Raw genomic sequence first — 21,426 nt, forward strand, 5'->3', positions numbered from 1 at the left:
AGGATGGACACGGAGAACCGGACCGTGCCGTTCGAGTGCCGGCGCTGCTGGCACGTATGGGAAGAGGACTTCATCGTCCTCACGGAGACCGACCGGCACGGCCACGACAACGAATTCTGGACGCTGCACGGAGTGCGGGTGCCACCGCCGTCGGCGGAGGCGTCCTGCGTCAGGTGCGGGTGCCAGCAGGTGACGACCTTCCCATCGGGCTATCTGCGCCGACATCCCGAGGTCGTACGGCAGGGCGAGCCGGTGGCGCCTGACGCGTCGCTGCTGCGCAGCCCGGCGCCACCGAGACCCTTCTACCTCTAGGCGAGGCTCTCCAGCCACGCCCGGTGCAGACCCGCGAAGCGGCCGTCGGAGCCGATGAGCTCCCCGGGCGGGCCGTCCTCGACGATCTGCCCGTGCTCCATGACCAGCACCCGGTCGGCGATCTCCACCGTCGACAGCCGGTGCGCGATGATCAGCGCGGTGCGGTCGGCCAGGATCGTACGCAGCGCCCGCTGCACCAGCCGCTCGCTCGGCACGTCCAGCGACGAGGTGGCCTCGTCGAGGATGAGCACCGCCGGGTCGGCGAGGAAGGCGCGGGCGAAGGCGACGAGCTGCCGCTGTCCGGCCGACATGTGGCCGCCGCGCTTGCCGACCTCGGTGTCGTAGCCGTCGGGCAGGTCCACGATGAAGTCGTGGGCGCCGATGGCCTCGGCCGCCTGCCGTACCTCGTCGATGGTCGCCTCGGGCTTGCCGAACCTGATGTTGTCGGCCACGGTGCCGCTGAACAGGAAGTTCTCCTGCGTCACCATGACCACCGCGCGGCGCAGCGTGCCCTCCTCGAGGTCACGCAGATCGACGCCGTCGAGCAGGACCCGGCCCTCGGTCGGGTCGTAGAAACGGGAGATCAGCTTGGCCAGCGTGGTCTTCCCCGCTCCCGTCGAGCCGACCAGCGCGATGGTCTGCCCGGCCGGGACGGTCAGGTCGAGACCGGGCAGGATCGGGCGGTCCTCCACGTAGGCGAAGCGCACCTGGTCGAAGCGGACCTGGCCCTTGGGCCTGGGCAGCGCCGCGGGGGCGGACGGCTCGGCGACCGCGGGCTCCTCCTCCAGCACGCCCGACAACTTCTCCAGCGCGGCGCCGGCCGACTGGAGCGTGTTGTAGAACTGGCTGATCTCCTGCATCGGCTCGTAGAACTGGCGCAGGTAGAGCAGGAAGCCGGTGAGCACGCCGACCATGAGCTCGCCCTGCAGCACCAGGTAGCCGCCGTAGATCAGCACGCCCGCGATGGTCAGGTTGCCCAGCAGCTTGATGCCCGGCATGAAGATCGCGATCAGCTGCATGCCGCGCGCGTTGGCGTCGCGGTAGTCGTCGTTGAGCTTGCCGAAGATCTCCTGGTTGCGCGGCTCGCGGCGGAAGGCCTGCACCGCGCGGATGCCGGTCATCGACTCCACGAAGTGCACGATGACCAGGGCCACCGTCTCGCGGGTGCGCCGGTAGGCGATCGTCGACTGGTTGCGGAACCAGCGGGTGAACAGCAGCAGGATCGGCAGCGGCAGCAACGCCACCAGGCCGAGGTGCACGTCCATCACCACGAGCAGCGCCGCCGTGCCGAACATGGTCAGCACCGCGGTCACCAGCCCGTCGAAGCCCTGCTGCAGCAGTTCGGCGATGGCCTCGACGTCGGAGGTGAGGCGGGAGATGACCCGGCCGGAGGTGTACTTCTCGTGGAAGGACAGCGACAGCTTCTGGAAGTGGGCGAAGACCCTCCTCCTGAGCTCCAGCAGGATGTCCTGGCCGATGCGGCCCGACAGCTTCAGGAAGTACTGCCGGGTGTAGGCCTGCACGCCCGCGGCGGCCAGGATCGAGGTCACCGCGATGATCAGCGTCCGCGGTCCCTCGCCCCTGGTCATGGGCGGGATGCCCTGGTCGATGCCGTAGGCGACGAGCAGGGGGATCGACAGGCGGGCCGCGTTGCTGATCACGATCATCGTGATCAGCAGGTAGATGCTCCGCCTGCGCGGCCCGATGAGGTCGGCCAGCAGCCGCCGAGAACGTTTACGGAGCAGGATGGAGACCTTCTCGTCGAGGTCGTCCTGGTTCTCCGCCGCCACGCCGCGCCAGTCGGTCGCCTGCACGCTCATGCCAGCACCTCCTCGGCGGCCAGCAGCTCGCGGTACTGCGGCACGGTCTCCAGGAGCTCCTGGTGTGTGCCCACGTGGGTGATCGTGCCGTCCTGCAGCAGCGCCACCTTGTCGGCCAGCAGCACCGTGGAGGCCCGGTGCGCCACGACGATGCCGGTGGCGTCGCGCAGCACGTGCTTGAGCGCCTCCTCGACCAGCGCCTCGGTCTCGACGTCGAGCGCGCTCAGCGTGTCGTCGAGGACGAGGATCTTGGGCTTCGACAGGACGGCACGCGCCAGGGCCAGGCGCTGGCGCTGCCCGCCCGACAGGGACATGCCCTGCTCGCCGATGCGGGTGTCGAGACCCCAGGGCAGATCGTGCACGAATCCGGCCTGAGCAGTCTGGATGGCGCTTTCCAGTTCCTCATCCGTGGCCTCCTTGTTCCCCAGCGTGAGGTTCTCGCGAACGCTCATGGAGAACAGGGTCGGCTCCTCGAAGGCGGTCGCCACGATCTCGCGCAGGGCGCTCAGCCGCAGATCGCGGACATCGTGGCCGTCGACCGTCACCCGGCCCTCGGTCACGTCGAGCAGGCGGGGCACCAGGGCGGTCAGGGTCGTCTTGCCCGACCCCGTCGCGCCGACCAGCGCCACCGTCTCGCCGGGCCGTACATCGAGCCAGACGTCGTGCAGCAGCCGCTTGTCGTCGTAGGCGAACCCGACGCCTTCGAGCCTCAGGTGCCCCCTGGGCTCGGCGACCGTGCCGGAGCCGTCGACGATCGACGGAGGCGTGTCCATGACCTCCATCACGCGGTCGGCGCTGGTCATCGCCTCCTGGGCCATGGCGATCAGGAAACCGAGCGCGGAGATCGGCCACACCAGCGAGAGCATCAGCGTGGTGAAGGCCAGGAGCGCTCCAAGAGTGATCGCGCCCGTGCCGACCGCCCACGCGCCGATCAGCAGCACCAGGGCGAGCGTCACGTTGGGGATGACCTCGAGGAAGGTCCAGAACTTCGCCGACAGGCGGACCCGCTGCATCGTGGAAGCATGCAGCTGAGTGGCGCTGTCGTCGTAGGTGCCGAACACGTGCTTGGCGCGGCCGAACGCCTTGATCGTGCGGATGCCCAGCGCGGACTCCTCGACGAGCGTGGCGAGGTCGCCCTGCTCGTCCTGGACCTGCCGGGAGACCTTGATGTACTGCTTCTCGAACTTCAGGCTGAGCAGCACGATGGGGATCGCCGAGCCCAGCACCAGCAGGCCCAGCGGCCAGTACTTACTGAGCAGCACCCCGGTCACGACCGCGATCTGGATGACGCTCATGAACAGGAAGAGCAGGCCGAAACCCAGGAACCTTCTGAGCATCGACAGGTCGGTGGTGGCCCTGGACAGCAGCTGGCCGGACTGCCACTCACCGTGGAAGCGCATCGGGAGCCGCTGCAGGTGCTCGTAGAGATCGTCACGGATCTTCGTCTCGAGGCCGAGCACCGGCCCGACGAGCATCCACCGGCGGGTGAAGATCAGCACTGCCTCGGCCACGCCCACACCCACGGCGAGCAGGGCGAGGGGCAGGAGTCCGGCGGGATCGTCACGGCTGACCGGTCCGTCGATGACCGCTTCACCGACGAGGGGGAAGGCGATGCTCGCTCCGATGCTCAGGAGGGCGGAGGTCCAGATCAGGACGAGCTTGCCGGCGTAGGGGCGGAGATAGGATCTCATCCGCCAGAGGGAGTTGGTTGCGAGCAGGGGACGACTGGGGGAATGGGTATCGGGAGGCATCCCTTCTAGGCTAATACGTGGGATCAACCCATTTTCGTGCGGGGATGCAGTTTCCTACTTGCGGCCTGCACCGTAATGGGCGCGTAGACGAAGCCCTACGACTCCCCGACAACCCGCCCCGTCACCGGCGAGCCCGACCGGCGCGGCCTCGCCGGGCTGTAGACACGCGCTCGCGGACATCTCCGCCTCGACCTTTCTCCTGCGCCCGCCTGGCCGCCACCACGGGCGGCCTCTACGCCGCGCTGCTGGAACCCGAGGTCGACGAGGCGCTGTTCGACGGCGCGGGAGACATCCAGGCCGCCCTCGCCGCCCTGGCCGACGGCGCCGCCCTTCACCACGGCGCCGCCCTTCACCACGGCGCCGCCCTGGCGGCCCGGCCCGTCCACACCGTGCCGGACGAAGCCGTGCGCTGGGTGCGCGAGGCGCTGGCCGTCGAACCGGACGCCGACCTCCGAGCGGGAGCGGGAGCGGGCGCGTTTTGTCGGAGCCGCTCCCTAGGGTTCGGCCATGAGCGACGAGGTGTGGCGGCAGATCCTCCGCCTGATCGAGGGCGCCGACATCGGCGCGTTGCTGGCCCGGCTCCACATCCTCCCGCCCGCCCGGCGGCGCGACGTCGCCGGGCGGGTGGCCGAGCTGCTTGCCGGCGAGGACCACCCCTGGGCCTTCGCCCGGCGCCATGCCCTCGCCGTGCTGGTGGCGGGTGCGGCGAGCCTGCGAAGCGCCGCCCAGGTGGCGGCCTGGCTGAGCCGTCGCGAGCTGCGCTTCACGGCCAGGCTTGAGAGCAGCGCCGCCGACCTCGCCGCCGCGGTCGCCGACCGCCCGGCGGACTGGCGCCGCGACCTGATCGGCCGGCTCGCCGCACGGCTGCCCGGCCCCGGACAGTCGTGGCCGCAGGGCATGCCGGGCTGGGACCTGGTCGCCCGGCTCGTCGTGGAGCTGGGCGACGAACCTCCGGCGAACGACGCCTTCGTGGCAGGGTGGGCATGGAGGCAGGTCACCCCGACGCGGCACCTCGCGACCGCCCCGCCCGGCCCCGGCCGCCCAGCCGATGATCTCTATCCGCTTCCGGTCGACGCCCGTGACCCTCTGCTCGCGGCCATGGTGCCGCGCCTCTTCCACGCCGACGGCGTCCTCGCCGCCCTGACCTGGGAGCACGACCCGTCAGCCGGGAGCGTGATCGTGCACCGGCTCGCGGCGCTGGCACACGCCGGCGCCGTGCCACGGAAAGTGCTCCTCGACGGCTGCGCCGGCCGGTTCCTCAGAGGAGGCGGCGCCTCCGAAACCGCGCCGTTCGTCACCCTGTGGCGCGAGCTCCACCCGACACCGGAGGAGATCCCCGTTCTCGACCTCGTCCGCGTGCTCGCCACCGGCAGCTCCCCGCTGGTACGGCTCGCGGTCACCGAGCTTCGCCGCGTGGAAGAGGCCGGCGGCATCGACCCCGGCCTGTACGTCGAGGCCGTGCAGGCCCTCGCCTTCCGCCCGGAGAAGAAATACGTCACCGCCGCGCTTCAGTGGATCGGCAGAAGGGGGCGCCTGCACCCGGACGGCTCCCTCGAAGCCCTGGCTTCCACCTTCTGCCAGGCCGACGCGGTGCTGCGGGCGCGTGCCGTACGGCTGGCGGCCGTGCTCGCCCCGCACGCGGGCGAAGCCGGGGTCGTGGCTGTGCGCGCAGCCGCTCCCGAGCTGCCCGCCGATCTGCGCGAGACGCTCGCCGGGCATTACGGCCCGTTCGACGTCGACGAGCTGCCGGAAGAGCCACCTTCTGCGGTCTTCGCCGCCCTGTCGCCCTCGTCCTCGCCGCCCTCGTCGTCTCCATCGTCTTCGTCGTCCTCGTGGATCCCATTGCCCTCGTTGCCCTCGTCGCCCTCGTTGGTGCCGTTGTCCCCGTTGCCGCCGTTGCCGCCGCCCATCGAGTCGCCTTCCGGGCTCGCCGCGGCCTTCGAGAGCACGGGCCGGCCACGCACGCCCGCCGCGTACGAACGCCTGCTCGCCGCGTTCGTCGAGCTGACCCACCGCGACAGGACGGCGGTGGCCAATGCGCTCGCCATCTGGCAGACCACCGCCTTCGTCCGCGACTCGGGCGGAGAGATCTACCCCGACCGCTGGCTCGACGAGCACCCGCAGACTCTCCTCGCCCGCTGCGCCCTCGCGGTGGTGAACCCCGAGGGCAGCCGCCGCCTCACGCGGGCGCTCGGAGCAGAACAGCCAGGTCCCCAGCCGCACCTGCTCGTCCAGCGACGTTTCCGCGAGGTCGTCCACCTGCTGGAACGCGGCGACACCGTCCCGCTGCTCCTGGCGACGCCGACGCACCCCACCGGTCACCTCGACCCCGATGTTCTCATCGACCGACTGGAGCGGTTCGCCGGAGCCGAACCGCTCGCGAACGACTTCCTGCAGGCGATGCTCCGCCTGCCCCCGCACCCCGACCCCGCCCTGGCCGAACGGGCGGGACGCCTCACCTCCGACGCCGGGAAACAGCTCGCCGCACGCCTGTACGGCGGAGCGCCACGGCCGACGGTCACCTGCGGCACCGACCAGCTCGAGCCGCACGCGTGGATGCGCCCCCAACTGCACGCCCGCGTGACCCCGCCCGGCGACTGCCCGCCCGACCTGGCCTACCTGTTCGACCTCGAACCGGCCGCCGGATACGGCCACACCATCTTCGACCTGGCCTGGTGGCCGTGGACCATGCCGTCGCACCGGGAGGTCGTCGCCGCGTATTTGCTGAAGTACCTCCCCTCCCGCATGGACAGCTCCGACGGGCAGGTCGGCACCCTCGCGGCCGCCATGCACGGCGGCGGCCCCGTCGGCGCCGCGACCGCCGGCGCCCTCGCCATCGGCATGGGCCACGAGCGGGCGGAACAGCGAGCGGCCGCCGCCGACGCCGTCCTGACCCTGATCGCCCGAGGCGAGTTACCGGCCGCGGATCTCGGCCGGCTGATCGGAGAGCTGGTCGGCCTGAACGCCGTCGTCCTCGGCAGGGTCACCGGCGTCCTCGACCAGGTGGCGGCCTTCGCCCCGGCCGAGGCGTGGCAGGTGCTGACGGAAGCGCTCACCGCCCTCCTGCCGCAGCCTGGCGCCAAACCCCGCACCGGCCTGGCCGACCTGCTCGCCCTGGCCACCCGCTGCGCCCGAACACCCGCGTCACCGGCATGGTCGCCGAAGCTGACCCATCTCGCCGCACGCAAGGGCGGCAGCCGAACCGTCCTGGAAGCCCGCGCACTGGCGGCCGCGCTCATGCCCTTATGAAGGATCACCCGCGTCCCTAGGATGATCACGTGGATCCCTTACAGACCGCCGTCAATCCGGACATCCCGAGCATCGCCCGCGTCTACGACTACATGCTCGGTGGCAAGGACAACTTCGCCGCCGACCGGGCCGTGGGTGACCAGCTCTTCGCCCTGAACCCCGACGCCCGAGCCGCGACCCTGGAGAACCGCGCGGTCCTGGTGCGGGCGATCCGCTACCTCGCCGCCGAACGCGGGATCACGCAGTTCCTCGACATCGGCTCCGGCCTTCCCACCCAGCAGAACGTGCACCAGGCCGCCCAGGCGATCAACCCGGACGCCAGAGTCGTCTACGTCGACAACGACCCCATCGTGCTCGCCCACGGGCGTGCCCTGCTCGCCGAGAACGACAAGACCGTCGTCATCCAGGCGGACATGAGAGACCCCGCGTCCATCCTGACCGACCCGCAGGTGAGCGCGATGCTCGACTTCGACAAGCCGGTCGCGGTGATCCTCTGCGGGGTGCTGCACCACCTCGACGACGCGGAGCACCCCCGAGGGGTCGTCACGTCCTTCATGGACCGGATGCCCGCGGGCAGCCACGTCTTCATCACGCACTTCGCCCGCACGGGGCCCAACAGCGAGATCGCCGAGCGCATCCTGATCGCCGGGATCGGCTCAGGGCGCTTCCGTACCGCCCAGGAGATCGAGGAGCTTTTCGACGGCTACTCGCTGGCCGAGCCGGGCGTGGTGTTCGTGCCGCAGTGGCGGCCGGAGGAGCCGATCGAGGGGGAACTGGAGGATTGGCAGCGGCTGCTCATGGGCGGGCTGGCGGAGAAGCCCTGAGGCAAGGCGCGTACCTCCGCCTTTGCCCGAACTCAGCGCCGCCCGTCTGCGTGTTGCCTGCCTGCGCCGTCCGCCCGCCCACCTCTTCTCGAGGCCCCCGCCCCATCCTCCGCTTATGGCGTACGCCTGCTCCAGTGCAGCGGCTGCGTGGCCGATGGCTGTGTCGCGGCCTTTCGGCCAGTCACTGGCAGAGGTCTGCGAAACCCGTCGGTGTGAGGCGTGCGCCGGGCAGGGCGGTGAGACGCGGCCGCCTGGCCGGTTTCTGTGGGCGGCCAGGCGGCTGTGCTGCGAAGCACCAAGACCCGCAACGGACAGGGCTGAACGGGTCAGCTCTCCGGATCGCCCATCGCGATCGTCTCCGCCACCTCCTCCGCGCGCTCCGCCTCCTCGGCGGCGAAACGCTCGGCGTCGAGCTGGTCGGCGATGTCCTCGTCCTGCTTCATGAGCGCCTCGAGCGACTGACCCGCCATCTCCAGCACGCCCATGTCCGCGTACGCCTGCTGCAGGCGCGGTGACCAGAGGCCGATGTCCTTGACGCAGGGCACGATCCGGCTGAACAGCAGCGACCGGAAAAGGCGGAGGTACTCGGACTTGTCGACGGCCTCCATCGCCTCGTCCACCTCGGACTTCGACAGCCCGATCGTCTCCCACGTCTCCTTGCCGCGCAGCCGGTCGCGCATGAGGTAGCAGCCCTCGATCACGAAGTCCTCGCGCTCGCGCAGCTCACTCTCCGAGAGGTTCTGGTAGTACTCACGCAGCGCCATGCGCCCGAAGGCCACGTGCCTGGCCTCGTCCTGCATCACGTAGGCGAGGATCTGCTTGGGCAGGGGCTTGGTGGTGATGTCGCGCATCACGCCGAACGCCGCGAGGGCCAGGCCCTCGATGAGCACCTGCATGCCGAGGTACGGCATGTCCCAGCGCGAGTCGGACAGGGTGGAGTCGAGCAGCGCCTTGAGGTGCTCGTTGATGGGGTAGGCCAGGCCCACTTTCTCCTGCAGGAAGCGGGCGTAGGTCTCGGCGTGGCGCGCCTCGTCCATGGTCTGGGTGGCGGCGTAGAACTTGGAGTCGAGGTCGGGCACCGATTCGACGATCTTGGCCGAGCAGATCATCGCGCCCTGCTCGCCGTGCAGGAACTGGGAGAACTGCCAGGCCGCGCTGTGGCGGCGCACCTCCTGGCGTGTCTGTTCCGACATGCGATCCCACAGCGGCGTGCCGTAGATGGCGATGGTCTGGTCGGGAATGCCGAGCACGTTGTACGGATCGACCTCGAGGTCCCAGTCGATGCGCTTGGTGGAGTCCCACTGCTTGTCCTTGCCCTTTTGGTACAGGGCGAGCATGCGGTCGCGGCCGTCGTCGTATTCCCAGGTGAACCGCGACGAGCCGGACATCTCGACGTCCCAGGTCGCCAGCGAGGCGGGGATGGTGTACAGCTCGTGCGTCGACATAGGAAGGGCCTCCCGGAGAGGTACGTACGCCGTACGTGCTCACGGTGACACGTACGCTGTACGTACGTCAATAGAATGGTTCCGTGCCCCTGAACCGCAGCATGATCGTGGACGCGGCGATCGCCCTGATCGAGCGCGAGGGGGCCGACGCGGTCTCCATGCGGCGCATCGCTGCTGATCTGCAGGTCGGCGCGATGTCGCTTTACAACCACGTGCCGAACAAGGCCGCCCTGCTCGAAGGCGTGGCGGAAGCCGTACTTTCGAAGATCGAATTCAGGGACGACCCTGACGCGCCGTGGCGCGACCGGGTGCGCATGCAGGCCCACGCCTTCCGGCAGATCGCCCACCACTACCCGCGCTCCACGATGGTGGTCGTCAGCCGCCAACTGCACTCCACGGCCGGGTTGCTCCCGGTGGAGCGGGCGCTGGCGACGCTGCGGAGTGCCGGGTTCGACGGGGACGACGCGGTGCGGATGTTGCGGATCTTCATCGCCTACATCGTGGGGTCGCTGCTTCGTGAGGTGGGGGTGACGCCGACCTTCGCGCCGACCCACATGCAGTCGGTCGTCGGCCAGGACGTGGATCCGGCGTTGTTCCCCCACGTGAGCGAGCTGGCGCCGCTGCTGCGGCAGTGTGATCACGAGGAGGAGTTCGAGTTCGGGATCGAACTGCTCATTCAGGCGATCGCCGTTCATCCGAGAAGGCGCCGGCAGGGCACCGTCTGAGCTTGTGGAGGTGGAAGGGCGCGCCATCTGGGTGAGGCCCCGCCGCTATCTGAGCTCGGGCAGAGGGGCGCTCTGTGCGCTTGCGGCGTGGAGGGAGTCGTCCTAGGGCGTGGGTTGGGTGAGCGCCGTCCGTGCTCGCCGGGGGTGAGGGTGCCGCCTGGTTCTGGGAGCTGGCAGGTGCTGACTGGGCTTGCGGATAGAGCCAGGGTCGCCGAGGGTCTCACGTGGCCGAAGGGGGCGGGCTTGGCTCGCGAGTGGTCGACGGCCGCAGGATGGGGGCGTGGGCAGCAGGGCGGGTCTGTCTGTGCAGGCGGGCCGCCAGTAGCGATGCCCAGCTCCAGCCGATCACGGCCAGTAAGCGCAGTAGAAGACTGAGCGGTTGTGGGTCGGTGCCGCCTCGCGACAGGACGCCGGACAGGGCGTAGATGACTGGCAGCGCCACGCCGACCGTTGCGCAGAAGGTCGCCCAAGGTCGGTCGCCGGCGATGGCGAAGCGCCGGGTGAAGACGACGCAGGCGGCGATGAGTGAGATCAGGACGATGAAGAAGCCGACGCCGTGCAGCACGTAGGCGAGGTCGATGGAGTCGGTGGGCGGGTTGCTCAGTGGCGGTGAGGTGATTGGTGGGGTGTCCAACGGTAGTGAGGTGGTTGGTGGAGGTGGGGTGACGGGCGAGGTCCCAAGGGTGGGCGAGGTCCCAAGGCTGGGCGAGGTCCCAAGGGTGGGCGAGGTTCCAAGGGTGGGCGAGGTTTCGAGGAGTGGTGACATCCCAGGGGGAGGCGGGATGTCGGGGAGTGGCGAGGTGTCGGGGTGGGCCGAAGTTTCGGAAAGGGCCGAAGTCCCGGGGAGGGGTGAGGCGTCACGCGTGGGTGATGCGCCGGGGAGGCCCTCTGGGGTGCCGGGCGGGTAGCCCCAGCCTGGGGCGGTGCGGAAGATGCCGGCGGTGATCAGGCCCGCGCCGAAGGTGCCGATGAACAGCGGGCCCCATCTGCCCGCGATCGGACGCATGCCGATCGCCGAGGCGATGAAGAGCGCGCCGGTGATGACGAAGGTGGCGATCTGGATCCAGCCCAGGTCGCCGAGGCTCAGCAGGCTCAGCGGATGCTTGCGCGGGTCGAAGTCGGGACGTGTGTAGTCCTGGATCAGGACCATGGCGATGAAGAAGGGACCGGCGATCACGCCGCAACGCAGGAGGGCACTCATGATCCACCTTCCTTAGCAGTGCTAAGGAGGCTCATCCTTCCTTAGCGCTGCTAAGGTGTCAAACCATGGCGCTCACCAGGCAGACCCTGATCGAGACGGCACTGCGGTTGCTCGACGACGTCGGGCTCGACGGGCTCACCGTGCGCAGGCTCGCCGGTGAGCTGGGGGTGCAGTCGCCGGCGCTCTACTGGCATATCCGCACCAAGCAGGAGCTGCTTGACGGCATGGCGGATGCGATCGTGGTGGCCGCGGGGATGGGGCCGCCGCGTGAGGGGGAGGGGTGGCGGGACTGGCTGGGGCGGCGGGCTCGGGCTTACCGGGGCGCCTTGCTGGCTCATCGTGACGGGGCTCGGGTGATCACCATGGCGGGGAGTCTGGGACCGGGGACGATCAGGCAGTTCGATGGGGAGCTCACGGCGTTGGTGGCGTGCGGGTTCGCGCCGGTGCTGGCGTTGCGCACCTTGGCCAGTTGCACCAGTTACGTCAACGGGTTCGTGCTGCGGGAGCAGGCGGAGCGGGAGGCGGTGACGAGTGTCGCGGAGGTCGCCGGGCTGCTGGAGGGCGGGATGGAGTCCACGCTGCTCCGGGCGATCCGTGAGGGTGGCGGGACGATGGGGGAGGAGGCTTTCGAGCATGGGCTGCGGCTGATCATCGACGGCACGGCGGTGGCGCTCGGTGAAGAGGGGCAGGCGGGTGGTGGGAGACGAGTGGACCGTTAGCGTCGATCGTGGCCCATAGGCGCTCAACGGAGTGGCCCCGGGCGAGGTGATCCCGGCGATGTGGCCCGGCGATGTGGCCCGGCGATGTGGCCCAGCGATGTGGCCCAGCGAGGTGGCCCAACGATGTGGCCCAGCGAGGTGGCCCAGCGAAGTGGCCCAACGAAGCAGAGGGCCGATCGCGTCAAGCGATCGACCCCCTGCGAAGCAGCCGTTCCTTCCCCCGAGCGGCTGCTAGTACCAGTTGTGCGACCTGAAGTGCCCCCAAGCCCCGCACGGGCGCCCGTAGCGGTGCTTGATGTACTTCAGGCCCCAGCGGATCTGGGTGGCCGGATTGTGCCGCCAGTCCCTTCCCGCGCCGGACATCTTGCCCGCAGGCAACGCCTGGGGAATGCCGTAGGCGCCGGACGAGCGGTTGTGGGCCCGATGGTTCCAGTTGCTCTCCCTGGTCCAGAGGCTGTTGAGGCACTGGAACTGTCCGGAGGACCATGCGCGTTGCCGTAGCAGCCCGCGGGCGATCTCCTTGTTCCTGGCCTTGCCCGGCCTCTTGACCCGGGCTTCCGGCTGGGTGGGCGTGCGCCAGGCGCCGGCGCGGACCATGGTGGGCTTGGCGTGGGTGCGCCAGGTCCTGCGATGGATCCGCGTCGTTCCGTCGTCGGTCCGCCAGACACCCTGACGGGCCTCGCCGGATCCGGCGTCGGCCTCCCAGCTCCGGAAGTGGACCGCGGTGGCGGACTCGGTGTCCGTTTCGGCGGTCGCGGTGCCCGTCTCCATCGCCCCAACGGTCAGGGCGACGATGGCGAGCGTGCCGCACAGAGCGCGTTTGCTGTCCAAATCGATCCTTGCTGTCCGGTCGCGTGCGGACAGGCGCCGGTTCTTCCTGCGGCGCCTGGCTCCTCCTGCGCCCCTGGCTGGGGCGAGGAGGGTCCGCGTGGCCTGGCCGGGATCTGGTACCGCCCAGACTTCGGACGGCCCGGCAGGCCCGCGACGTGCTCTAGAGGCGGTTCTAGTACGGCGGCGCGCGCCGCGACCGTGCACGAGCTACGCGGCTGGAAGGGTGTTTGCCGCGGGCTGGGGGCGCATGACCGATTCGGGTGGTTGACCTACCTCAAGGGGGGTGGTGGTTGACCAATGGGTGAGGAATGGGGTCAGTACCAGCCGCGTGCGAGGAAGTGCCCCCAAGCTCGGCACGGCGCGCCGTACCTGCTCTTGATGTAGGAAAGCCCCCAGGAGATCTGGGTGCGGGGGTTGGTGCGCCAGTCTCCGCCGTGGCTGGCCATCTTGCGGCCCGGCAGCGCCTGGGGGATGCCGTAGGCGCCTGAGTATCGGTTGCCTGCTCTGTGGTGCCAGCCGCTCTCGCGGTTCCACAGCTTCTCCAGGCAGCGGAACTGGGTGCGGCTCCAGCCGCGTTTGGCCACCATGGGGCGGGCGATCGCCTTATTGCGTTCCTTGATTCCGGCCGTCTGCGCCTCGGCGGCCGACGCGGTGCCCGTCGTTCCGGCCGCCACCAGTGTGGCGGCCGCGATCAGAGCGCTGGTACGGCGTAGCGTGGGCATGAGGATTCCCTTTCGGATGGACTCGTGAGGGACCGCGACACCCTCCCGCATGCCGTCCATGCGCCGCTACTCGATCATGCGTTTGAAGATCGGCTAGCTCATGATTGATTTGTCGCCCGCCAGGGGATTTATCGGAAAAATGTGGAACGGGTCACAGTTTTCGCGCGAAGGTCGTTAAGTAGGGTTGGGCGCATGAGTCTCCGTGAGATCCCGTTGCGCACCCTGGACGACGCCCCCACCACCCTGGCCGAGCTGGCCGGTGACAAGGCGGTACTGGTCGTCAACGTCGCTTCGAAGTGCGGGCTGACCCCGCAGTACACCGGTCTGGTCAAGCTCCAGCAGACCTACGGCCCCCGCGGGTTCACCGTGGTGGGCGTGCCGTGCAACCAGTTCATGGGGCAGGAGCCGGGCAGCGCCGAGGAGATCCAGGAGTTCTGCTCGACAACCTACGGCGTCGACTTCCCGCTGCTGGAGAAGGCCGAGGTGAACGGCGAAGGCCGCCACCCGCTGTACACCGAGCTGACCCGGGCCGCCGACGCGGCGGGCGAGTCCGGCGACATCCAGTGGAACTTCGAGAAGTTCCTGGTGGACCGCTCCGGTGCCGTCGTGGGCAGGTTCCGCCCGCGCACCGAGCCCGAGGACCCCGAGGTCACCGGAGCGATCGAGAAGCTCGTTCAGGCGTAGACGCGCGCGTGCAGGGCCCGGACCTCGTCGGCCAGCTCCGGCGCCGGGCCCTCCACCACCGCGCCCGGCACGACCTCGCGGATCGGCAGCGCCCGCACCGGCGACTCCGGCGCGCCCAGCTCGGCACGCCAGGCGGTCAGCTGCTCCGACGACGTCGCGTAGACGATGCGGCCCAGCCCGACCCAGCCGTGCGCGGCCGAGCACATGGGGCAGTGCTCGCCCGAGGTGTAGACGGTGGCGGCCGCCCGCTGATCGGGGCTGAGGTTCCCGGCCGCCCACCGGGCCAGCTCGAACTCGGGGTGGCGGGTGTAGTCGCCGCTGGACTCCTCGTTGTGCCCCTCGGCGACGATCTCGCCCTCGCTCACGAGCACCGAGCCGAACGGGAAGTTGCCCTTCTCCAGGGCCTGGCCCGCCAGCTCCACACAACGCCTCAAATAGCGCAGATCCTCATCGTTCACTTCTTCAGTCTAGGACCGCAGCTCCCGCGGATGATCAGCTCGGTCGGCAGCAGCACGCTGCGCGGGCGGCGACGGCCGTCCGCCCGCAGCACCAGCTCGGCGGCGCGGTAACCCAGGTCGCGCGCGGGCTGGGAGATCACCGTCAGCGGCGGCGCGCACAGCTCCGCCCACGGCACGTCGTCGAACATGATCAGGCTCAGGTCGCGCGGGATGCGCAGGTCGAGCTCCCTGGCGGCCAGCACCGCCGCCTCGCCCAGCACGTTGCCTCCCGCCAGCACCGCGGTCACGTCGGGGTTGCTCTGGAACAGGCCGGAGGCGGCGGCGTAGGCCGCGTCGCGGCTCACCTCGGCCAGCACGACCAGCCCGTCGTCGGTCGCCTCCCGGAAGGCGGCCACCCGGCTCGCGTGGCCGGTGTTGCCGAGGAAGGCGATCTCGCGGTGCCCCAGCCCGCGCAGGTAGCGCACCGCCGTACGGATGCCGGCCCGGTCGTCGGCCAGGACGGCGGGCAGGTCGGGGGCCGCGGGTGTCCTGGCGCGGCGGGGCAGCCCGTCGAGGGCCTCCAGTTCGTCGAGCGGCTCGTCGTAGCCGCTTTCCGAGTCTTCCGAGTCTTCCGAGGCGGGCTCGCCGGGCAGCCGGTCGGCGAAGACGACGGTCATGCCCGACCGGATCGCCGGTGCCCACGCGTCGGGGCCGCCCGCGGGCACCGCGATCACCCGGTCGACGCTCTGCTCCAGCAGCATGCCGATCAGCTCGGCCTCCTGCTCGGGGTCGCCTCCCGTGGACCCGACCATGACGGGCTCGCCCGCCGTACGCGCGCAGGACAGCACGCCCTCGGCCAGCCGGCCGTAGAAGGTGTCGGTCAGGTCGGGCACCAGCAGCCCCATGCCGCCGGTGCGGCGCTGGCGCAGATTGCGGCCGAGCGCGCTGGGGCGGTAGTCGAGCTGGGCGGCCACGGCCAGCACGCGCTCGCGTGTCTCGGGGCTCGCCGAGCCGCCGGACAGCACCCGGGACACCGTGGCCACCCCGACGCCCGCGGCCTCGGCCACTTCCTTGATCGTCACCCGCTCCATGGAAACGATTCCATCATGACGTTCCATCGCGGTCGAGCTCAGGGGGATAACAGTCCAGGTCCTCTTGACATAGATGTCCGTTTCGGGTGAGATGCATGAAAACGTATCCAAGCCGAGGTAATCCCCCGGTAGCGCGAAGGACTGTTATGGCATCCATCGTTCTTAGCAACGTCGACAAGGTGTACGCGGGCGGCGTCAAGGCCGTCAACGGGCTCAACCTTGAGATCAAGGACGGCGAGTTCATGGTGCTCGTCGGCCCCTCTGGATGCGGTAAGTCCACCGCGCTCCGGATGATCGCCGGGCTCGAGGACATCAGCGGCGGCGAGATCTCCATCGGCGACAAGGTGGTCAACCACCTGCCGCCCAAGGACCGCGACATCGCGATGGTCTTCCAGAACTACGCGCTGTACCCCCACATGACCGTCGAGGAGAACCTCGCCTTCGGTCTGAAGCTCCGCAAGATGCCTAAGGCCGAGATCGCCTCGCGCGTCAACGACGCCGCCAAGATGCTGGGCCTGGAGCAGTACCTCAAGCGCAAGCCGGCCGCCCTGTCCGGTGGTCAGCGCCAGCGTGTCGCCATGGGCCGCGCCATCGTGCGTAACCCGCAGGCCTTCCTCATGGACGAGCCGCTGTCCAACCTCGACGCCAAGCTGCGTGTGTCGATGCGCGCCTCGCTGAACCAGATGCACGAGCGCCTGCGCACGACCACCGTCTACGTGACCCACGACCAGGTCGAGGCCATGACCCTCGGCGACCGCGTCTGCGTGCTGCGCGACGGTCTGCTCCAGCAGGTCGACACCCCGCAGAACCTGTTCGACAAGCCGGTCAACCTGTTCGTCGCCGGCTTCATGGGCTCGCCGTCCATGAACTTCGCCACCGCCGAGCTGGTGCGTGACGGCGGCGCCTCGGTCACCTTCGCGGGCATCAAGCTCTCCATCCCGGAGTCGACCTTCGCCGAGAAGCCGGGCCTCGACAAGTACATCGGCCGCCAGGTCATCCTCGGCATCCGTCCCTCCGACTTCGAGGACGCCGCCTCCGCGGGCTCGCACGCCAACGGCTGGGCGACCCTCCCGGTCAAGGCCGAGGTCACCGAGGAGCTCGGCTCCGAGATCAACGTGCTCTTCCTCATCGACGCCCCGCCCGTCGAGCACAAGGACACCGTCGCCGCCGCCGACACCGGCGACGAGGACGAGTCCGCGCTGCCGCTGTCCGGCGACAAGTCGCTGTGGACCGCGCGCGTCAACGCTCGCTCGCACGTCCGCCCCGGCCAGTCGATCGACCTGGTCATCGACACCCACAACCTGCACTTCTTCGACAAGGAGTCGGGTCTGGCCATCGGCCACGAGGCCAACATCGGCCGCTGACGCCCGACCGGGCCGGATCGCTCCCCGCGAAACCGGCCCGATCCGGTGATCCCCCTGCCCCAGGCCCCCGCCGCGACCCCCTCCCGCAGCGGGGGCCTGCTCATGCCGTCGAACGCCGCCACCTGTGCGGTGAAGGGGCTCAGTGCTTGTGCGAGCCCGCCACCAGCCGCGTGGTCACGCCGATGCGGTTCCAGAAGTTGATGGTCGCGATCGCCATCACCAGCGCGGCCAGGGTCTCCTGGGAGTACTCCTTCTCGGCCGCCTGCCACACCTCGTCCGGCACCCCGTCCGGGTTGTCGGCCAGCCGGGTCGCCGCCTCGGCCAGGCCGAGGGCGGCGCGCTCCGCGTCGGTGAAGTACGGCGCCTCGCGCCAGGCCGCCACCGACCACAGCCGCTCGTCGCTCTCTCCGGAGGCCTTCAGGTCGCGGGCGTGCATGTCGACGCAGTACCCGCAGCCGTTGATCTGGCTCACCCGCAGCTTGACGAGCTCGTAGGTGGTGCGCGGCAGGGAGCTGCGCCGCATGGCGGCCTCCACGCCGCTCATGGCCTTGTAGATGTCGGGCACCAGCTCGAAGGCGTTGAGACGAGGCTGCATGATTCTCTCCAATCGGGATGAAAAATATCCAGAATTAACCGACGGGCAAGCTCACATGAGCTGCCCGCGAGTGCGTGAGGGAGCGTCTGGATTGTGGCGCTCCACCTGGGCGATGACGTCGGAGATCGTCTGGGCGGCCAGTTCGCGCCGCCAGGCGAGCTCCGCCTTGCGCATGCCGATCGACACGGCGCAGGTGCGCCGGTAGTCGACGTCGTCGCGCCCGCCGGGACCCTCGCGGAGGATCTGCTGGCAGCGGAAGGCGTCCTCGCCGCCCTCGATGGCGGTCACCACGTCGAGCAGGGTGATCGCCGAGGTCGGGCGCGCGAGGCGGAAGCCGCCGCGCGGGCCCGGCGTGGAGGTGAGGATGCCCGCCTTGGCCAGCAGCTGGAGCTGCTTGTTGAGGTAGGCGGCGGGCAGGGAGTAGAGCGCGGCGAGCCGGGCGGCGGTGACGGCCCGGCCCTCCATCCAGGCCAGGTTCACGCAGCTGTGCAGCGCCCACTCGACGCCCTCGCTCATCCGCATATCCTGGATATTACATGTCCAGGATTACTCGGGTCGACCCAGCCTCGCGTTGACGGCGTGCTGCAGCGACTTCGGCACCAGCGTGCCGAAGGCCACGATGGCCTTGTAGAGCGCGCCCGGAACGCTGACCCTGACGCCCCGCGCCAGATCGCGCATGGCGGTCCTGGCCACGTCGTCGGCGTCGAGCCACAGGAACTCCGGCGTGCCCGACATGTCCATCGAGGCCCGCGCGTGGAACTCCGTACGGACGAAACCCGGGCACAGGGCCATGACCCGCACCCGCGGCGAACCGACCCCGGCCGCGACGGACTCCGAGAAGTTGACCACCCACGCCTTGGAGGCGCTGTAACTACCGCGGTTGAAGAAGGCCGCCACCGAGGCCACGTTGATGATCCCGCCACGGCCGCGCGCCTTCAGGACCGGCACGGCGGTGAGCGTCAGGCGCAGCACGGCCTCGCAGTGCACCTTCAGCATCGCCACCTCGTCGGCGACCGGGGTCTCCAGGAAGGCCGTGCGGTGACCGAAACCGGCATTGTTGACCAGCAGGTCGATCCCGTCACGGATGCGCTGCTCGACCAGCTCCAGGCCCTCGTCGGTGGCCAGGTCGGCGGGCAGGGTCTCGACCGCCGTGCCGTACCTGAGCTTGAGGGTCTCCGCCGACTCGGCCAGGCGCTGGGCGTCGCGGGCCACCAGGACGAGAGCGAAACCGTCGGCGGCGAGGCGACGGGCGAAGGCGGCGCCGATGCCCGCCGTGGCGCCGGTGATGAGTGCGGTTGGCATGTCCAGCAATCTACTGGGCGTCTTCGTGGGGAACCCCGGCCCCGCGCGGGCAGGATGGAGGCGTGGGAAAAGCGCCCGGTGCCACCCTGTTGGCCGCGAGCCCGACAGCCACCCAGGTCGAAGGCCAGGCAGCGCACGGTCGTCGACCTGTCCGGAGAGGCGAGCACGGGCGGCGAGCGCGGCCTGCTGGGTGTCGCCTTCCACCCCAGCGGCGGCGGGGGAGACCCGCACGGTTACGGACAGAAGCTGTCGACCTGGCTCGGCAAGATCCTGCGCATCGACCCCAGGGGCGCCCGGCCGTACGAGATCCCGCCCGGCAACCCCTTCGCCGCCGCACGGCGGGGCGCCAGACCGGAGATCTGGGCGTACGGCCTGCGCAACCCGTGGAGGTTCAGCTTCGACCGGCAGACCGGTGACCTGTGGATCGGCGACGTCGGCCAGAACCGGTGGGAGGAGGTCGACGTCCGGCGGGCCTCGTCCAAGGGCGGCGAGAACTACGGCAACTGCTCGGTCATCGCCGGATACGTCTATCGCGGCGCCGCCATCCCGTGGTTGCGCGGCCGGTTCGTCTACGGTGACTTCTGCGCGGGCTGGGTCAACACGACTCCCACGAGCAGGCCGGGCAAGGGAAGCAGGGCGGGCACCGTGAGACAGCTGTCGTCGTTCGGCCAGGACAACCAGGGCGAGCTGTACGCCCTGAGCCTGCGCGGCCCGCTCTACCGCGTCGAGGCCGTCTCGTGAGGCTGCTCATCGTGCACCACACCACCTCGCCCGCCACCCACGAGCTGTTCGACGCGGTACGGCGGGGCGCGCGCGAGGTGCCGGAGGTGGAGGTGACCAGCAGGGCCGCGCTCCAGGCGACGGCCGCCGACGTGTTCGCCGCCGACGGGATCGTCCTGGGCACTCCCGCGAACATCGGCTACATGTCGGGGGCGCTCAAGCACTTCTTCGACGGCGTCTACTATCCCTGCCTGGAGGAGACCAGGCGCCTGCCGTACGGGCTGTACGTGCACGGCAACAACGACACGACGGGCGCCGTCAACGCGGTGGAGTCGATCGCCTCCGGCCTGGGCTGGGCGCCGGTCGCCCGGCCGGTCGTCGTGCTCGGCCCTCCGTCGAAGCCCGACCTGGAGGCCTGCTGGGAGCTGGGCGGCACGCTCGCCGCGACCATCGCCCCGTAGGCGCGCCCGTCAGCCCCTGGCGGTTCGTTCGATGAGGTCCTGCGCCTGGCGGTCCAGACGCGCGCCGCGCGAGGCGCCCGCGTAGTGGACGACGAGGGCGACCACGGCGCGCAGTTCGCCCGGCGTCAGGTCGCCGGTGCGCAGTGCCGCGTCGAGCTGGATCTCGAGCTCGTCGTCGAGGCCCTGGGCGACGAGCAGGCCGACCAGGACCAGGCGCCTGTCGCGGTCGCTGAGCTCGGGGCGGGACCACACGTCCACGAAGCGGCGTTCGGCGAGAGGGTCGTCCATACTGGGAAGTCGGATGTGAGCGCCTCACGCGTTACACCCTTCACCGGCTCCATGACCGCTCTGTCACAGGTAAAGCCAAGGTACGGCCAAGATTTGGTCAAGATTTATCAGCTTCCAGGCGCACTAACCCGCATGAAACAGGGCACAAAGACCTCGTTGGGCCTAAAGCGGAGGTAAGCCCTGGTGACAGCATTATGGGCTTGGAAACGGCTGACCGCGATCACGATCGCGGTCCTTGTGATGACAGGGGCCGCCTCATGCGGCCAGAACGAGTTCACCTACGTGCGGGATCGGGAGGGAACCACCTACTTCAAGGTGCCCGCCACTTTCGCCCAGGTCGAGTCCTACGGCATCGACCTGTTCCTGAGCGGCGACAATCCCGAATCGGAATCGGCGCGGCTGGCCAAGCAACGCGTCTGGTCGACGGCTTTCGACCAGGCGACGGAACCGACACCCGAGCATCTCATCAGCTCGACGGAACCCTTCGTCTACGCCACCGTGCACAAGCTGACCGAGGACCAGGTCGGCGCCATCTCGATGAACCGGCTGCGCGACTTCTTCCTACCGGTGACCAAGGACCTGCGCGGCGCGCTGGAGCAGCAGGCCGCCATGGCGGGCCGTGAGATGCGCTTCACGAAGTTCGAGCTGCTCGCCGACGATCTCCTGTCCCTGGAAGGCGGCGCGCGAGGCGTCCACGTCCGCTTCAACTACGAATTCCAAGGGAAAGTGCAGACCTACGATCTGACGTCCCTGCTGGATGAGAAGGGCGCCACGGTATCCGCCCTGGTCATCAGCTGCCACTCGCTGTGCTTCAGGGCCCGGGCGGGTGAGTTCGACAAAATCAAGGACTCCTTCAAGCTGATCCGGATGCCGGGTTAAAAGGGG

22 protein-coding genes are annotated in these 21,426 nt (G+C 69.7%); 10 read left to right on the top strand and 12 right to left on the bottom strand.

Going from position 1 to position 21,426, the window contains the following annotated elements; all coding sequences use genetic code 11:
* The first annotated feature begins 3 nt into the window (after positions 1 to 3).
* Positions 4 to 312, top strand: coding sequence for a hypothetical protein (locus HNR30_RS30220; protein ID WP_181613454.1), 309 nt, complete (start codon positions 4 to 6; stop codon positions 310 to 312).
* On the opposite strand, the gene HNR30_RS30225 is transcribed toward HNR30_RS30220, so the two are convergent.
* Both HNR30_RS30225 and HNR30_RS30230 read right to left on the bottom strand, forming a co-directional pair.
* Entirely contained in the window at positions 309 to 2,132 is a 1,824-nt protein-coding gene (locus tag HNR30_RS30225; RefSeq protein ID WP_181613455.1) for an ABC transporter ATP-binding protein, read from the bottom strand. The genes HNR30_RS30220 and HNR30_RS30225 overlap by 4 nt on opposite strands.
* Complete coding sequence (locus HNR30_RS30230; RefSeq protein WP_181613456.1) at positions 2,129 to 3,823, bottom strand: ABC transporter ATP-binding protein; 1,695 nt, start codon at positions 3,821 to 3,823, stop codon at positions 2,129 to 2,131. Before HNR30_RS30230 ends, HNR30_RS30225 begins: the two co-directional genes overlap by 4 nt.
* 567 nt (positions 3,824 to 4,390) lie before the next feature.
* On the opposite strand from HNR30_RS30230, the gene HNR30_RS30235 reads away from it, so the two are divergent.
* Together HNR30_RS30235 and HNR30_RS30240 are read left to right on the top strand one after the other, a co-directional pair.
* On the top strand, positions 4,391 to 7,132 hold the full coding sequence (locus tag HNR30_RS30235; RefSeq protein WP_181613457.1) for a DUF7825 domain-containing protein: 2,742 nt from the start codon (positions 4,391 to 4,393) through the stop codon (positions 7,130 to 7,132).
* Between the two features lie 29 nt (positions 7,133 to 7,161).
* Positions 7,162 to 7,956: an SAM-dependent methyltransferase gene (locus HNR30_RS30240; protein WP_181613458.1), complete on the top strand. Its 795-nt coding sequence runs from the start codon at positions 7,162 to 7,164 to the stop codon at positions 7,954 to 7,956.
* A 326-nt stretch (positions 7,957 to 8,282) separates the two neighbouring features.
* On the opposite strand, the gene HNR30_RS30245 is transcribed toward HNR30_RS30240, so the two are convergent.
* Positions 8,283 to 9,401 (bottom strand): ferritin-like domain-containing protein, encoded by a 1,119-nt coding sequence (locus tag HNR30_RS30245; RefSeq protein ID WP_181613459.1) that lies wholly within the window; start codon positions 9,399 to 9,401, stop codon positions 8,283 to 8,285.
* 83 nt (positions 9,402 to 9,484) lie between these two features.
* Here HNR30_RS30245 and HNR30_RS30250 point away from each other — a divergent pair, with 83 nt between their 5' ends.
* Positions 9,485 to 10,126 carry a TetR/AcrR family transcriptional regulator gene (locus tag HNR30_RS30250; protein WP_312894738.1) on the top strand — a complete coding sequence of 214 codons (642 nt, stop codon included), beginning with the start codon at positions 9,485 to 9,487 and terminating at the stop codon, positions 10,124 to 10,126.
* A 220-nt stretch (positions 10,127 to 10,346) separates the two neighbouring features.
* On the opposite strand, the gene HNR30_RS48330 is transcribed toward HNR30_RS30250, so the two are convergent.
* The gene (locus HNR30_RS48330; RefSeq protein WP_246379590.1) at positions 10,347 to 11,327 is read right to left on the bottom strand and encodes a DUF998 domain-containing protein; all 981 of its coding nucleotides are present in this window, start codon (positions 11,325 to 11,327) and stop codon (positions 10,347 to 10,349) included.
* 65 nt (positions 11,328 to 11,392) lie between these two features.
* Here HNR30_RS48330 and HNR30_RS30265 point away from each other — a divergent pair, with 65 nt between their 5' ends.
* Entirely contained in the window at positions 11,393 to 12,046 is a 654-nt protein-coding gene (locus HNR30_RS30265; protein ID WP_181613460.1) for a TetR/AcrR family transcriptional regulator C-terminal domain-containing protein, read from the top strand.
* Between the two features lie 231 nt (positions 12,047 to 12,277).
* Here HNR30_RS30265 and HNR30_RS30270 read toward each other — a convergent pair whose 3' ends face one another.
* Together HNR30_RS30270 and HNR30_RS30275 are read right to left on the bottom strand one after the other, a co-directional pair.
* Positions 12,278 to 12,877: an aggregation-promoting factor C-terminal-like domain-containing protein gene (locus HNR30_RS30270; protein WP_246379592.1), complete on the bottom strand. Its 600-nt coding sequence runs from the start codon at positions 12,875 to 12,877 to the stop codon at positions 12,278 to 12,280.
* Between the two features lie 314 nt (positions 12,878 to 13,191).
* Positions 13,192 to 13,599, bottom strand: coding sequence for an aggregation-promoting factor C-terminal-like domain-containing protein (locus HNR30_RS30275; protein WP_181613461.1), 408 nt, complete (start codon positions 13,597 to 13,599; stop codon positions 13,192 to 13,194).
* A gap of 192 nt (positions 13,600 to 13,791) precedes the next feature.
* Between HNR30_RS30275 and HNR30_RS30280 the strand changes: the two genes are divergently transcribed.
* Positions 13,792 to 14,283, top strand: coding sequence for a glutathione peroxidase (locus HNR30_RS30280; protein WP_181613462.1), 492 nt, complete (start codon positions 13,792 to 13,794; stop codon positions 14,281 to 14,283).
* Here the strand turns inward: HNR30_RS30280 and HNR30_RS30285 are convergent.
* Together HNR30_RS30285 and HNR30_RS30290 are read right to left on the bottom strand one after the other, a co-directional pair.
* On the bottom strand, positions 14,274 to 14,741 hold the full coding sequence (locus tag HNR30_RS30285) for a nucleoside deaminase (protein WP_181613463.1): 468 nt from the start codon (positions 14,739 to 14,741) through the stop codon (positions 14,274 to 14,276). The genes HNR30_RS30280 and HNR30_RS30285 overlap by 10 nt on opposite strands.
* A complete protein-coding gene (locus HNR30_RS30290; protein WP_246379594.1) occupies positions 14,738 to 15,811 on the bottom strand; it encodes a LacI family DNA-binding transcriptional regulator in 1,074 nt (357 codons plus the stop codon). The genes HNR30_RS30285 and HNR30_RS30290 overlap by 4 nt, the downstream gene beginning before the upstream one ends.
* 146 nt (positions 15,812 to 15,957) lie before the next feature.
* On the opposite strand from HNR30_RS30290, the gene HNR30_RS30295 reads away from it, so the two are divergent.
* Positions 15,958 to 17,175 carry an ABC transporter ATP-binding protein gene (locus tag HNR30_RS30295; RefSeq protein ID WP_181613465.1) on the top strand — a complete coding sequence of 406 codons (1,218 nt, stop codon included), beginning with the start codon at positions 15,958 to 15,960 and terminating at the stop codon, positions 17,173 to 17,175.
* Between the two features lie 139 nt (positions 17,176 to 17,314).
* On the opposite strand, the gene HNR30_RS30300 is transcribed toward HNR30_RS30295, so the two are convergent.
* The 3 genes from HNR30_RS30300 to HNR30_RS30310 are packed head-to-tail and all read right to left on the bottom strand — an operon-like array spanning position 17,315 to position 19,072.
* Positions 17,315 to 17,770: a carboxymuconolactone decarboxylase family protein gene (locus tag HNR30_RS30300; RefSeq protein ID WP_181613466.1), complete on the bottom strand. Its 456-nt coding sequence runs from the start codon at positions 17,768 to 17,770 to the stop codon at positions 17,315 to 17,317.
* A 51-nt stretch (positions 17,771 to 17,821) separates the two neighbouring features.
* Positions 17,822 to 18,286 carry an RrF2 family transcriptional regulator gene (locus tag HNR30_RS30305; RefSeq protein ID WP_246379596.1) on the bottom strand — a complete coding sequence of 155 codons (465 nt, stop codon included), beginning with the start codon at positions 18,284 to 18,286 and terminating at the stop codon, positions 17,822 to 17,824.
* Positions 18,287 to 18,316: 30 nt separating this feature from the next.
* On the bottom strand, positions 18,317 to 19,072 hold the full coding sequence (locus HNR30_RS30310; protein WP_181613468.1) for an SDR family NAD(P)-dependent oxidoreductase: 756 nt from the start codon (positions 19,070 to 19,072) through the stop codon (positions 18,317 to 18,319).
* A 78-nt stretch (positions 19,073 to 19,150) separates the two neighbouring features.
* Between HNR30_RS30310 and HNR30_RS30315 the strand changes: the two genes are divergently transcribed.
* Together HNR30_RS30315 and HNR30_RS30320 are read left to right on the top strand one after the other, a co-directional pair.
* Positions 19,151 to 19,813 carry a PQQ-dependent sugar dehydrogenase gene (locus HNR30_RS30315; RefSeq protein WP_312894739.1) on the top strand — a complete coding sequence of 221 codons (663 nt, stop codon included), beginning with the start codon at positions 19,151 to 19,153 and terminating at the stop codon, positions 19,811 to 19,813.
* On the top strand, positions 19,810 to 20,253 hold the full coding sequence (locus HNR30_RS30320; protein ID WP_181613470.1) for a flavodoxin family protein: 444 nt from the start codon (positions 19,810 to 19,812) through the stop codon (positions 20,251 to 20,253). The genes HNR30_RS30315 and HNR30_RS30320 overlap by 4 nt, the downstream gene beginning before the upstream one ends.
* A 9-nt stretch (positions 20,254 to 20,262) precedes the next feature.
* Here HNR30_RS30320 and HNR30_RS30325 read toward each other — a convergent pair whose 3' ends face one another.
* Positions 20,263 to 20,541 (bottom strand): carboxymuconolactone decarboxylase family protein, encoded by a 279-nt coding sequence (locus HNR30_RS30325; RefSeq protein ID WP_181613471.1) that lies wholly within the window; start codon positions 20,539 to 20,541, stop codon positions 20,263 to 20,265.
* 183 nt (positions 20,542 to 20,724) lie between these two features.
* On the opposite strand from HNR30_RS30325, the gene HNR30_RS30330 reads away from it, so the two are divergent.
* Positions 20,725 to 21,420 (top strand): hypothetical protein, encoded by a 696-nt coding sequence (locus tag HNR30_RS30330; RefSeq protein ID WP_181613472.1) that lies wholly within the window; start codon positions 20,725 to 20,727, stop codon positions 21,418 to 21,420.
* Positions 21,421 to 21,426: the final 6 nt, after the last annotated feature.

Source organism: Nonomuraea soli (assembly GCF_013761175.1).
Classification (GTDB): Bacteria; Actinomycetota; Actinomycetes; order Streptosporangiales; family Streptosporangiaceae; genus Nonomuraea; species Nonomuraea soli.

What these genes read in the sequence shown, in the direction of transcription:
- HNR30_RS30220 (WP_181613454.1), top strand. Translation starts at nt 4, where the DNA reads ATGGACACGGAGAACCGGACCGTGCCGTTCGAGTGCCGGCGCTGCTGG.
- HNR30_RS30225 (WP_181613455.1), bottom strand. Translation starts at nt 2,132, where the DNA reads ATGAGCGTGCAGGCGACCGACTGGCGCGGCGTGGCGGCGGAGAACCAG.
- HNR30_RS30230 (WP_181613456.1), bottom strand. Translation starts at nt 3,823, where the DNA reads ATGAGATCCTATCTCCGCCCCTACGCCGGCAAGCTCGTCCTGATCTGG.
- HNR30_RS30235 (WP_181613457.1), top strand. Translation starts at nt 4,391, where the DNA reads ATGAGCGACGAGGTGTGGCGGCAGATCCTCCGCCTGATCGAGGGCGCC.
- HNR30_RS30245 (WP_181613459.1), bottom strand. Translation starts at nt 9,401, where the DNA reads ATGTCGACGCACGAGCTGTACACCATCCCCGCCTCGCTGGCGACCTGG.
- HNR30_RS48330 (WP_246379590.1), bottom strand. Translation starts at nt 11,327, where the DNA reads ATGAGTGCCCTCCTGCGTTGCGGCGTGATCGCCGGTCCCTTCTTCATC.
- HNR30_RS30265 (WP_181613460.1), top strand. Translation starts at nt 11,393, where the DNA reads ATGGCGCTCACCAGGCAGACCCTGATCGAGACGGCACTGCGGTTGCTC.
- HNR30_RS30275 (WP_181613461.1), bottom strand. Translation starts at nt 13,599, where the DNA reads ATGCCCACGCTACGCCGTACCAGCGCTCTGATCGCGGCCGCCACACTG.
- HNR30_RS30280 (WP_181613462.1), top strand. Translation starts at nt 13,792, where the DNA reads ATGAGTCTCCGTGAGATCCCGTTGCGCACCCTGGACGACGCCCCCACC.
- HNR30_RS30290 (WP_246379594.1), bottom strand. Translation starts at nt 15,811, where the DNA reads ATGGAGCGGGTGACGATCAAGGAAGTGGCCGAGGCCGCGGGCGTCGGG.
- HNR30_RS30295 (WP_181613465.1), top strand. Translation starts at nt 15,958, where the DNA reads ATGGCATCCATCGTTCTTAGCAACGTCGACAAGGTGTACGCGGGCGGC.
- HNR30_RS30300 (WP_181613466.1), bottom strand. Translation starts at nt 17,770, where the DNA reads ATGCAGCCTCGTCTCAACGCCTTCGAGCTGGTGCCCGACATCTACAAG.
- HNR30_RS30305 (WP_246379596.1), bottom strand. Translation starts at nt 18,286, where the DNA reads ATGAGCGAGGGCGTCGAGTGGGCGCTGCACAGCTGCGTGAACCTGGCC.
- HNR30_RS30310 (WP_181613468.1), bottom strand. Translation starts at nt 19,072, where the DNA reads ATGCCAACCGCACTCATCACCGGCGCCACGGCGGGCATCGGCGCCGCC.
- HNR30_RS30325 (WP_181613471.1), bottom strand. Translation starts at nt 20,541, where the DNA reads ATGGACGACCCTCTCGCCGAACGCCGCTTCGTGGACGTGTGGTCCCGC.